This is a genomic window from Streptomyces sp. NPDC059718 (assembly GCF_042733315.1).
Classification (GTDB): Bacteria; Actinomycetota; Actinomycetes; order Streptomycetales; family Streptomycetaceae; genus Actinacidiphila.
This window is the reverse complement of record NZ_JBHWGA010000096.1, coordinates 1-10,940: the sequence shown is the minus strand read 5'-3', so window position 1 is coordinate 10,940 and position 10,940 is coordinate 1. Positions and strand designations below refer to the sequence as shown.

Here is a 10,940-nt window from a genome sequence, read left to right as displayed (position 1 = left end):
AGTTCGACCAGGCCGTTCTTGTTGTGTGTAACCGCGACCGACTGCATCGGCGGCCCGGTCAGCTGGCTCCAGTTGGTGAAGGGAGGGGTGCCGACGCGGGACTGCCGCTGCCACACCTGGTTCGACGGGGTCACCCCGATCAGCTCGATAGTGCCGTCGGCATTGTTGTCGGCCCCGGTGCTCAGCCACCCCACCTGAACGGACGGGGTCCAGTTCGTCCAGCTGCCCGCGTTGGCCGCGGTCTGGGAAGCGAAGAGCATCTTCCCGCCGGCGTCGGCACCAAACGCCTCCAACGCCCCGGACAGAGTCCCCGAGCTGATCTTAGCCACAGCAACAGACGAACCCTCCTGAATCGATGGAATGTAAAGCAGCTTGTTCGGGGACTCAGTGGCCTGTGCCCACGAGAGCTTCCCCAAGGTCGCGTTCGCATCGATCTGCGCGGAGATCTGCGCAGGCGTGGCATTCGCGAACTGCGGAGTTCCCATCAACAGGGCCACAGCACCGGCCACGTGAGGCGCGGCAAATGAGGTTCCGTCGTCATTGATGGGGTCGGGGTCGAGCACCCCTGCGGGATCTTTATGTACACCGCCCACGGATGTGATTCCCCCTCCTGGCGCCCAGATGTCCACGCACGGGCCCCAGCTGGAAATGCCGAGTTTATCATCGGTTATCAGTGTCGCGCCAACATTGATGGTGCCAGGTGTGGCGCCGACAGGATTAAAGCAGGCGTTTGAGTCATCGTTCCCCGCAGCCGTTACAACTGGGATGCCAAGATTGAGTAAGGCTTGCTCTTCGTCGACGATACTCTGAGAAGTTCCCGGCGGGCAGGCAATGGAATTCGCACAAGATGGCCCCAGGCTCAAGTTTACGATTGCGGGCTTGATGGCATGGGTCTCTACCCATTTCAGGCCGTTGACAACTTGCGGCTCTGCTCCGGTTCCGCTGCAGCCGAAAACCTTCACAGAAACGAGACTGACCTTCTTGGCGACACCGTAGTCTTTACTGCCCACGATCCCGGCCACTTTGGTGCCGTGCCCAGCGCAGTCATCAGCGTTCGCCGGGTCGCCCCCAGTTGTGTTGGTTCCATAGGTGGCTCGCCCCTCAAACTCGGGGTTACTGGTTCGAATTCCGCTGTCAACGATATAGACGTGGACCCCAGACGCAGCAGGTGCCGGATAGAGATAATGTGAATTTCCGAAGCCGCTTCGCTGATCAATCCGGTCCAAGCCACGGTTCGGCGGTGCGGTCTGATCACTTTCGACATGATAGGTCTGCTGTTCCTCCACCCAGGAAACCCTAGGGTCACCCGCAATCTTCTTGGCGCCCGCCGAATTCACGTCAACAGTGAAGCCCAAAAGCCCGCTATCCCACACTTCGCCCAGTTTTCCATTAAACTTACGCGTGATGGATAGTGCAGCTTCCTGAGCAACCTCTCCATGCACATCTAAGGTGTTCTTTAAACGAACGATATAGTGACCAGGAAGACCCGCGCCAGAGTTCTCTCCCAGGATTGATGAGGTGTGAGAACTCCCCGAATTTGCCCAAACTGGTGAGGCGCCGGCAAGGATCAGCACAGCAAGGGCCGTGGCCACATCGCGACCACCCTTTGTTATTCTCGATCTAAACATCTTAACAGGTCTCCATTAAGAAGAATATTCACTGTCATCCACTGGGCATGAATCTGAAAATGCGGCCACTCATTTGAAGGTGATTCCTCGAATAACCTTCGCTGCACTCTCGAGTCGCCCACGACCGAAACGATTTCGAGGGGGTGCTAATGTCTCGTGATCCTGTTTGCGTCATTTCGAGTTATTTGCCACGAGCTTCTTGGCGTTACCCTGGACGAGGCGGACCTTCGCGAGGATCTCGTCAGCGATGGCGGTCCAAGTGAAGGGGTTTGGCGTCCTCGTTCCGCGAGTTGATGTAGTCACGGATCTGTTTGACCAGCACGTTGACGCTTGTGAACGTGCCGCGACGGATGGACTGCCGGGTCAGAATCCCGGACCAGATCTCGATCTGGTCCAACGGCGAGGAACCGACAGGCGTGAAATGGAAGTGAACGTGCGGATTCTTCAGGAGCCACGCCTTCACTTCCGGTGTGGTGTGTGAATAGGTTGTCCAGGATGACGTAGAGCTCCTTCCCCGTGTGCGGCCTGATGGCCTTCTTCAAGAAGGCAGGAAGGTCGCGCCGTTCCGGTTCGGCTGGCACTCGCCGAGCACTTCACCCGTCGTGACGTTGAGTGCGGCGAACAGGTTCGTGGTTCCGTGCCGAACGTAGTCGTGGATCCGCTTCTCGCTCACATCAAAGGCCACCGGCAGCACAGGCTGGATCCTGTCCAGGACCTGCACCTGCGTCTTCTCGTCGATCGACAGCACCACAGCGCCACCGGGCGGAGCCAGGTGCAGGCCGACGACGTCGGCGACCTTCTCCGCGAACGCCGAATCTTTCGAGATTTTGAAGGTACTTGACCGGTGGGCTTGAGATGCTCCTCCCGCCGGATCCGAGCGACGTAATGCACGAAACCGAGATGCTTTCGCGCCGCTTCAAGTGATCAGCGAGCGTCCGCGTCGACCGATACGAGAGCCCGGGCACGCGTCCGCGGCGGCACTTGAGCACCTTGTCCGCCACGCTTCTTCTCTTCCAGCCCGGCCACACCCTCGGCATATCGGGCTCGGCATCGGTCCACCGTCACCGGCGCCATCCCGGCGAGCTCGGCAATTTCCTTACGACGCCGCCCCTCGGCGGACCGCAGCACGGTCCGCGCCTGAAGGGCCACATCAGCTTGCACATTACACAACCCGCCAGATTCCCTGGTTCAGCCATCTGTTCAGAGGAGAGATCCATACCGGCCCTCAACGATCAAATATGCTAAAAATTCCATAAATGGGATCATGAGACGCTAGCCGCATCCTTTCCAGTTCAACCAGTCTCCTCCATCGATTCATCTGGCAGCTCATTACGCAGGACTTTCCTAGTAACCCAGTCCACTGTTGAGAGCCTCACAGTCATAAAGAAATTTGACAAGACAATATAAAAAGTTACTGCCGACAGGCAAGAGTAGTAGATACTCTGAAGCTGCCCCCCAGGGCTTCGGCGTAGTCGCTTGGCGTCCGGTTCGTGACGATCCGTCGGCTGGGCGGGGGTCCGGGGAATGTGACAGGCACGGCTTCCAAGATCATGGAGTTCTCGACGCCCCGTGATCCGAGTGGAAGACCGTGCCTGCCGACGCATCATTGCTGATCCCGCCTGCCTTTGGTCAACTCCGCGAGCATCCCCAGGGCGATTGCAAAGTCTGATGGCCTTGGATCAGTGCTGGTCAGCTGAGCCCGAGGAGAGCCAGTGGCCGCTCGAAGGGGCGGAGTGCCATCTCGCGGAGCCCGGCGGCGATGTTGGTGTGGCCGGCGGCGCGGAGCTGGTTGATGGCGAAGCTGCGGAGGGTGGCCATGTTCTCTGGCCCGTATCCGGTGCGGACCTTGGAAGCGTCCTCGCGGAAGGCTGTGTCCCGCACGAAGTGAAGTCGGTTCTCAATCACCCACTGCGACCTCACGATCTTCGCCATCCGCTCGGGGACGGCCTGCCTGCTGGTCAGGTCGGTGATGATGTAGACGGTCTCGCGTGTGCGTTTTCCGGTTCTGGTCGAGGTGCGGTGCCGCACGATCTTGATGACCTGGGCGGCGTGCGGGAAGTCAACGCCGAGGTCGATAACGGTCAGTGCCTGCACCACGCGGGTCTCCAGACGTCCGTGGCCGGTTAGACCGGTCGTAGAACTTTGCCGTTGCCTCGCCCCAGGGCAGGGTCCGAAGCTGCTCGTATAGTCCCGGCTGTCGGGGTACTGAGTCACGTGCCCAGTTGAGTACGAAGTGGCGTGCTCAGTGGCTGAGGTGGTTGCGGCAAGCCACCGACCTCAAGGAGCGGTGGCGGGGCGGTGGTAACCGATCCGACAGTGTGTGGACCAGGAGCCGGCGGGCCGGAGTCGTTCACCGTTCGCGCGAGCGACGACGAAGTTGCTGTTCTCGAAGGTGACCCGATCGCCAACTGCCAGGAACAGGGGGCTGGCCAACTCGAAGGCGTATCCGTCATCGGTTTCGAGTTCGTTCACGAGTACCAAGCGCGAGGCGGCGGTGCTCCCATCGGCGATCAGACGCATGACTGGATGATCCCAGGCGACCGCAGCCGCCGCGAAGGGGATTGCTCAGGCGACGTCGGCGTCCCCGTCGATGGCGGCGAGTCGGTTCTTCAGCCGGTAGCTGGGGCCGTTGACCGGGACGACTTCGCAGTGGTGGAGGAGTCGATCGAGGATCGCGGTGGCCAGGACCTCGTCACCGAACACCTGTCCCCATTCGCCGAAGCTTTTGTTGGAGGTCAGGATGATGGAGCCCTTCTCGTAGCGCTTGGAAACCACTTGGAAGACCAGGTTCGCCTCAGCGCGTTCCAGGGGCTGATAGCCGACCTCGTCCACCACGAGGACGCCCGGCCGCAGGTAGGTATGCATCTTGCGGGCCAGGCGGCCAATCGCGTCGGCGGTCTTCAGGTTGCGGACCATGTCGTCGAGGGTTGTGAAGTGGACGCTGAAGCCGGCCCGGCAGGCGGCGACTGCAAGCGCGACGGCGATATGTGTCTTGCCGACTCCGGGCGGCCCCAGTAGAGCGACGTTCGCCTTGGCCTCGACGAACGAGAGAGTGGCCAGGTCCTTGATCTTGCGTGGGTCGAGCTCGGGCTGGAACGAGAAGTCGTAGTCATCCAATGTTTTGTGGTGCGGCAGCTTGGACAGCCGCAGGCCCTGGCGGACCCGGCGTTCGTCGCGGACAGCGAGCTCTTCTCCGAGCACCAGGTCGAGGAAGTCGAGGTAGCCCATGGTGGCGGCGTCGGCCCTGTGGGCGAAGGAGTCCAGTTCCGCAGCGAGATGGGGCAGGCCGAGCTTGACGGCGGTGGTGCGGATGCGCTTGGTGACCAGCTCGTTCAACGCAAGTCCTTCGGCATGTCGGGGATGGCGGTGGTGAAGGGGCGGGTTCCGGTGAACTGGTCATAGACCGACAGCGGCCGGCGTCCGACCTCGACCTGGGCGGCGGTGGCCTGCTTCAGCAAGGTCTGCAGCGGGCTGGCCTCCTCCTGCAAAGCGGCCTCGCGGCGGGGCCGGACCAGGGCCGGATCGCCGGTGGTGACGCGGCGCGTGTGGCCGTCGGGCAGGCCGTCCCAGTGGGTTTCGTCGACCACTCGGGCGCCCCGGCCGACCGCCCTCGGGTGGGAGGCCAGCAGGGTGCCGCCCTCGGCGTCGGGGGACGGTGGCGTGCAGGGCGACGGTGGCCGCCGAGGCCCGAATCTCGACGAGCTGGTGGTGGCGAACCTTGCGGGCCGGCACCGAGTACAGGTTGGCGTCGAAGGCGACCAGGCAGTCCTTGCCGACCGGCCGCAGGTGCCGCTTAGTGACGATGTAAGGGGTGGGCGGCAGCGGCCGCAGTGCGAGGTGATCGCGGACCGTACGGATCCCGATGACCTCGCCGTGAGTGCGGTGGGTGCGCGAGCGGCGCATCGGCACCCACGCGGTGAACGCGGCGTCCAGCTCGTCGAGGGAGGAAAACGCGCGGCCGGCAAGGACATGGTCGCGGACGATGGCGACTTGGCGCTCGACACGGCCCTTGCCCTGTGGCCGGTAGGCGGCCAGCACGTCGAAGTCGTAGTGTCCGGCGAACGCGACCGCCTCCGGATGCAGCGGCACTGCCTCACCCGGGGCGACGTGCCGGCGGACCACGGTCTTGGTGCGGTCGTAGACGATCGCTCCGGGGACACCGCCGAAGTGCGCGAAGGCTCGGCGATGGCAGTCAAAGAACGTTGCGATGTCCAGGCTCGTGGTGAAGCAACAGAACGGGTCGCGTGAGTAGGACAGCACCATGTGGAAGGAGTAGACCTTCGGGACCCCCAGGTGTGCCAGGATTCGTCCTTCGTCGCCCCAGTCGACCTGGGCCTGGGCTCCAGGGACCACTTCAAACCGGCGGTGCAGGCCGGCCAGCTCACCTGGCCCAATGCCCAGCTCGGCGGCGATACTGGGGCGAGCCTCTTGCAGGTAGAGCTTGATCCGCTGGTAGTTGCCCGTGAAGCCGTAGTCCCTGACGAGTCGCTCGTGGACCACCGTCCCCTTGATAAGGATCTCGGCTCGCAGCATGGCGTCGATCAGCGGGGCGACCCCCTCCACCACCTGCCGGCGAGTGCCTCGACGCGTACTCACGCTCGGCGGAACGGGCGGTGCCTGGTCGGAGAGGTACTTGCGGACGGTCCGGCGGTTCAGACCGGTCTCACGGGCGATCTCCGAAACGGTCATCGCGCCCGACTGATGCAGAGCCCGAAAGCGCCGGAGCTCCAACCAGCGTTGCGGGTCCAAGACCACCCTCAACCGCCTTTCACACGTCCAGCAGGACACGCGAAAGACTGCCGATCACCACCTCACGACACGCCGAAGACCTGAGCACGTTCACTCGTACGTGGCTGAGCAGATGAGTTCGTACCCCGACACCGGCTGGTTCTTCTTCACGGTGAACGCGTAGTGCGCCTTCTTGGTCTCCACGAGGAAGCGGGCGTGGTCACGCTGGGTGTGCAGGGCGTCGGCCGTCACCGTCACCCCGGTCAGGTCATAGGCTCCAGCAGAGCGGCGAAGCAGGTAATTTCATTCGTCTTGTCCGGCACCCGCAGCTGGGTGACCGTCATCCCGGTGCCGGTCATCGCCGCGAGCAGGTGCGCTGCCGGGGTGTCCGTATGACGCGAGCCTCGGGCGCTCTTGCCGTGCTCCGGTTGGCGCAGGCGACTTGGCAAGGTCACTCGCATCAACGGGGGCTTCGTTGCGTTCGTATCGCACCAGCTGGACATCGTCACACCGCCGTGACCAGCACACCTGCAAGATCAACCCGACTTTGCAATTACCCTGGGGTCCTGACCTGTGAAGGAGTCTGATCGATCGTGGTGAGGCCGCCGGCGGTGCCGCCGGCGGAGAAGGTCCGGATCGTGCTGTCGATCCTGGCCGGTGAGATGACCGTCGCCGCGGCCGCGCGGCGGGCGAAGGTGTCCGAGCAGTCGATCGGGAACTGGAAGCGTCAGTTCCTGGAGTCCGGCCGGGCCGGCCTAGCGGGCAAGTCCGGCCCCAGCAGCCGGGAACAGCAACTTGAGGACCAGGTTGCGGACTTGAGGCAGGCGCTGGGCGAGGCCGCAGTCGAGCTGCGGGTGTGGAAGAAGTCCGCTGAGGGCCGGCTGGGCCCTTCGAGGACCTCGAGGTGATCCGCAGCGATGCGGGCATGCCGACCGCGAGGTTCTGTCGGCTGATCGGCGTGCCCGAGCGGACCTGGCGGCACGTCCGCACCCGCGTCCGCACACCGGGGCAGGACGGGTCACGCGAGGGCAGCTTCGGCTCGCTGAAGTACGAGAAGCTGCTCCTGGAAGAGATTCCTGACGCCCTCGACCTGGTCTGCCACGCTGAGGACTACCGGCTCAAGTACAACGCGGTCCACCCGCACGAGACACTCTCCTGGAACCGGCCCCACGACGTCAACACCGGTCAGATCGACCCTTGCGTCCTCACTGAACTCAGAAACGTGCCGGTTACTTGACGCAGGATCGGTGTGAGTAATCGTTACTCATATAGCTCGAGAGTTGAAGCTTGCTGAACAGGACTGTTGACTGTTCATCGTCAGGCTCTTTACTGTCAACTCGGCTGTGGCGAAGCGAGTATGAAGTGTCGCCACCTCGGAAGGATGTGAACCTCCAGCCTCACTGCTGTGTCGGCGGAGTAACGGTTGGAGTCGCCGCAGGACGGCAGAGCCTATCTGTAAGGGGTTGCGTTTTCGCGGGCTTGTCTCCTGCCGAACGCGGCCCCTATGACTGCCAGGGTTGAACATTGCGTCAGCATCTGCGGCTCAATTTCAGCCTACCTCGAGTTGACATAAAGGCAGACTGAAGGGAAATGGCCCCAATGGTAAATACTCATCTCCGTGGTCTAGTTAAGACAACGATCACCAGCCTCACGTCACTCACCCTGGGTGCTGCAGCCGTGTTCGCTGTCGCACCTCAGGTGATGGCCGCGACGCCGGACCCGGTGCCGGGCCACCCTGTCGTCAACCCCTACAGCCCGGCGCACCAGCACCCGTACCGGCACGGCGTCATACCGACCCTCCAACAGAACGCCAAGATGAAGGTCTGGGCCGCCAGCCACGTGTCCCCAGCGGTAACCGGGCCGCAGACCTTGTCGTACGGCGGCGGTATCGATGGCATCGGCGTGAATCGTGGCTCCAAGTCCAAGGTGTACTTAGTTTTCTATGGTTCGCAGTGGGGGACCCAGAGCACTGATGCCCAGGGCAACCTTGCGTTCTCCGGCGACCCAGACGCCGCCGCCAGCGCAGCTCAGCGGATGTTCAAGGGCATTGGCACCAATGGGGAGACATGGTCGGCCGATCTCACCCAGTGGTGCGACGGCCCCGGTGTTGCCATCGGAGCGACAAGCTGCCCGACCAACCTTCCCGCTTCTCAGTACATCCCCTATCAAAGCGGCGGCGTGCTGGCAGGCGTCTGGTACGACAACTCCACGGCTTCACCTGCTCAGGCCACCGGACACCAGCTCGGGGTAGAGGCCGTCAACGCCGCAGCCCACTTCGGCAACACCACGCCGGCGTCAAACCGAAACGCCTACTACGTAGTCCTGTCGCCGCACGGCACCAACCCGGACGACTACCAGAACCTGAACACCGGGTATTGCGCGTGGCACGACTGGAACGGCGACAGCCTGCTCACCGGCGGGCCGGTGACGTCCTCATTCGGTGACATCGCGTTCAGCAACCAGCCGTACAACATGGACTTCTTCGTTACCGGCCAGAGCGCGTGCGGTGTCGGCTTCGTCAACAGCCCCGGAACTCTCGACGGCTACACGATGACGCTCGGCCACGAGTGGCAAGAGATGATGTCGGACCAGAACCCGGCCGGTGGCTGGACCAACCACACCGGCAGCTCGTTCGACGGCCAAGAGAACTCCGACGAGTGCGCCTGGCTCCGGCCGGGCACCGCAGGCGGCGCGGCGAACATCTCGTTCGGTACTTTTGGCACCTTCGCCGAGCAGGCCTCATGGTCGAACGACACCAACTCGTGCGCCATCTCACACACCATCCTGACCCACGGCAACACGGTTACGGTGACCAACCCAGGCAACCAGAGCAGCACCGTTGGTACCCCCGTGTCCCTGCAGATCACCGGCTCTGACTCGGCCCCCGGCCAGACCCTCACCTACAGTGCGACCGGGCTCCCGGCTGGGCTGAGCATCTCCTCCAGCGGCCTGATCAGTGGCACCCCGACGACGGCCGGCACCTCCTCGGTCACCGTCACCGCCAGGGACAACACCGGAGCCACCGGTAGCACTTCCTTCAACTGGACGGTCAACAGCCTCGGCGGCGGATGCTCCAGCTCCGGCCAGAAGCTCGGCAACCCAGGCTTCGAGACCGGAACTGCCTCGCCTTGGACCGCCACTACCGGCGTGATCAATAACTCCAGCAGCGAGCCTGCCCACTCGGGCAGTTGGGACGCCTGGCTGAACGGCTTTGGCAGCATCCACACTGACACCCTGTCCCAGTCGGTGACCATCCCTGCTGGCTGCGCGGCGACCCTCTCCTTCTACCTGCATATCGATACGGCGGAGGTCACCACCAGCACCGCCTTCGACAAGCTGACGGTGCAGGTCGGCAGCACCACCTTGGCCACCTACTCCAATGTCAACGCGGCTTCCGGCTACGTCCAGAAGTCCTTCAACCTGTCGAGCTTCGCCGGTCAGACGGTGACCCTCAAGTTCACTGGCACGGAGGACTCCTCGCTGCAGACCAGCTTCGTGATCGACGACACCGCGGTCAACGTCTCCTGATGTAGCTCTGCGGAACTGTTGCGGGAACGGGCCCTGAAGGTGTCTCCCCCCGCAGCCTCGTCACATCGGCACACGATGGCTCAGGAGGGCACATGGGCCTGCAGTTAAACCGTCGGCGCCCCCAGTCGACCGCCAGCGCGGTGCTGACCGTCGTGCTGGCCACCGGAGCAGCAAGCGCTTGCGGCTCCACCTCAACCCACCCCGCCCTCGACACTGCGTCGCCCAGCTTGACCGTCCTTGATGAGCGAGCCGCAGGCGCCACGGTACGGATGCACACCGGCGCATCGCTGATTGTCCGGCTGCACAGCACTTACTGGTCGACGCCAGTCAGTTCTGCCCCACAGATCCTATCCCCCCTCGCCGGAGCTGGCAGCTCGCCCGGCGGAACGTGCCCTCCGGGAGGCGGCTGCGGAGTCTCCTCCGCCCGCTTCACCGCGCGGCTCGTTGGTACCGCTCACATCACCGCCCACCGTAGTTCCTGTGGGGAGGCGATGCCATGCTCACCAGGGCAGAGAGAATATGATGTCATGGTGACGGTCAGCGGATAATCGCGGCCACGCATCTGCAAAAGATTTAAAGGTCACATACGGGACTCATCGAAGGAAACGCCGTATGACTGACGCGGCCAGCCACGCACCCCACGCCGACCCCATCCTCGCGCGCGACTGCGCCAACTGTCTCGGATGGGGGACCGTCATCACCACCCAGGACAGCCACGAACTCTGCCCGCACTGCCAGCCGCCCGCCCGTCAAGCCGACCCCAAGGATCAGTAACTGAACCGCTCCGCGTCTGATGGAGGCTCGATCCTCTCAGGGAATCGAGCCTCCATCAGACCGGGAGTGTAAAACGTTCGGCTCTGTTCCGTAGTCGGTGGTGACGCCGGGTGATGGGCGTCGTTGACGTTGTATGCGAGATGCCAACTCCCTTGTAGCGACGGTTTTTTCAGGTCTCTCTGCTCTGGTCATCGAGGATGTGGCGGATGACGGTGAGGCGATCCGGGTCGTCGCACGGACCCGGGATGCTCCGAGTCCCTGCCCGGTATGCGGAGTGCTGAC

General features: G+C 63.2%; 14 protein-coding genes. 4 read left to right on the top strand and 10 right to left on the bottom strand.

Translation table 11 applies throughout. The features are described 5' to 3' along the window. From ACFV3E_RS45520 to ACFV3E_RS45475, 10 genes are all read right to left on the bottom strand, one after another. Nucleotides 1-1,592: S8 family peptidase (locus ACFV3E_RS45520; RefSeq protein WP_500542286.1), on the bottom strand; the 1,592-nt coding region annotated here is incomplete at its 3' end. 277 nt (nucleotides 1,593-1,869) lie between these two features. Next, nucleotides 1,870-2,091: a hypothetical protein gene (locus ACFV3E_RS45515; protein WP_500542284.1), complete on the bottom strand. Its 222-nt coding sequence runs from the start codon at nucleotides 2,089-2,091 to the stop codon at nucleotides 1,870-1,872. A gap of 75 nt (nucleotides 2,092-2,166) precedes the next feature. Next, a complete protein-coding gene (locus ACFV3E_RS45510) occupies nucleotides 2,167-2,379 on the bottom strand; it encodes a hypothetical protein (RefSeq protein WP_500542282.1) in 213 nt (70 codons plus the stop codon). Nucleotides 2,380-2,552: 173 nt separating this feature from the next. Next, on the bottom strand, nucleotides 2,553-2,756 hold the full coding sequence (locus ACFV3E_RS45505; protein WP_500542288.1) for a helix-turn-helix domain-containing protein: 204 nt from the start codon (nucleotides 2,754-2,756) through the stop codon (nucleotides 2,553-2,555). A 561-nt stretch (nucleotides 2,757-3,317) separates the two neighbouring features. Beyond that, on the bottom strand, nucleotides 3,318-3,842 hold the full coding sequence (locus ACFV3E_RS45500; RefSeq protein ID WP_500542280.1) for an ISAs1 family transposase: 525 nt from the start codon (nucleotides 3,840-3,842) through the stop codon (nucleotides 3,318-3,320). A 63-nt stretch (nucleotides 3,843-3,905) separates the two neighbouring features. Further along, the gene (locus tag ACFV3E_RS45495; protein ID WP_500542278.1) at nucleotides 3,906-4,148 is read right to left on the bottom strand and encodes a hypothetical protein; all 243 of its coding nucleotides are present in this window, start codon (nucleotides 4,146-4,148) and stop codon (nucleotides 3,906-3,908) included. Between the two features lie 45 nt (nucleotides 4,149-4,193). Further along, on the bottom strand, nucleotides 4,194-4,964 hold the full coding sequence (gene istB / locus ACFV3E_RS45490; RefSeq protein WP_500542276.1) for an IS21-like element helper ATPase IstB: 771 nt from the start codon (nucleotides 4,962-4,964) through the stop codon (nucleotides 4,194-4,196). 60 nt (nucleotides 4,965-5,024) lie between these two features. Then, a complete protein-coding gene (gene istA, locus ACFV3E_RS45485; protein ID WP_500542274.1) occupies nucleotides 5,025-6,317 on the bottom strand; it encodes an IS21 family transposase in 1,293 nt (430 codons plus the stop codon). A 150-nt stretch (nucleotides 6,318-6,467) separates the two neighbouring features. Then, nucleotides 6,468-6,614, bottom strand: a complete 147-nt coding sequence (locus ACFV3E_RS45480; RefSeq protein ID WP_500542272.1) for a hypothetical protein — start codon at nucleotides 6,612-6,614, stop codon at nucleotides 6,468-6,470. A gap of 5 nt (nucleotides 6,615-6,619) precedes the next feature. Next, nucleotides 6,620-6,817: a hypothetical protein gene (locus ACFV3E_RS45475; RefSeq protein ID WP_500542270.1), complete on the bottom strand. Its 198-nt coding sequence runs from the start codon at nucleotides 6,815-6,817 to the stop codon at nucleotides 6,620-6,622. Nucleotides 6,818-6,949: 132 nt separating this feature from the next. Between ACFV3E_RS45475 and ACFV3E_RS45470 the strand changes: the two genes are divergently transcribed. From ACFV3E_RS45470 to ACFV3E_RS45455, 4 genes are all read left to right on the top strand, one after another. Then, nucleotides 6,950-7,264 (top strand): transposase, encoded by a 315-nt coding sequence (locus ACFV3E_RS45470; protein WP_500542268.1) that lies wholly within the window; start codon nucleotides 6,950-6,952, stop codon nucleotides 7,262-7,264. After that, nucleotides 7,261-7,593, top strand: coding sequence for an integrase core domain-containing protein (locus ACFV3E_RS45465; protein WP_500542266.1), 333 nt, complete (start codon nucleotides 7,261-7,263; stop codon nucleotides 7,591-7,593). Before ACFV3E_RS45470 ends, ACFV3E_RS45465 begins: the two co-directional genes overlap by 4 nt. 440 nt (nucleotides 7,594-8,033) lie before the next feature. Then, nucleotides 8,034-9,884 (top strand): putative Ig domain-containing protein, encoded by a 1,851-nt coding sequence (locus ACFV3E_RS45460; RefSeq protein WP_500542264.1) that lies wholly within the window; start codon nucleotides 8,034-8,036, stop codon nucleotides 9,882-9,884. 612 nt (nucleotides 9,885-10,496) lie between these two features. Next, entirely contained in the window at nucleotides 10,497-10,658 is a 162-nt protein-coding gene (locus tag ACFV3E_RS45455) for a hypothetical protein (protein WP_500542262.1), read from the top strand. The last annotated feature ends 282 nt before the right edge of the window (nucleotides 10,659-10,940 follow it).

Coding starts and splice junctions, on each gene's coding strand:
- ACFV3E_RS45495 (WP_500542278.1), bottom strand. CDS start 4,148: ATGCGTCTGATCGCCGATGGGAGCACCGCCGCCTCGCGCTTGGTACTC.
- istA (WP_500542274.1), bottom strand. CDS start 6,317: ATGACCGTTTCGGAGATCGCCCGTGAGACCGGTCTGAACCGCCGGACC.
- ACFV3E_RS45475 (WP_500542270.1), bottom strand. CDS start 6,817: ATGCGAGTGACCTTGCCAAGTCGCCTGCGCCAACCGGAGCACGGCAAG.
- ACFV3E_RS45455 (WP_500542262.1), top strand. CDS start 10,497: ATGACTGACGCGGCCAGCCACGCACCCCACGCCGACCCCATCCTCGCG.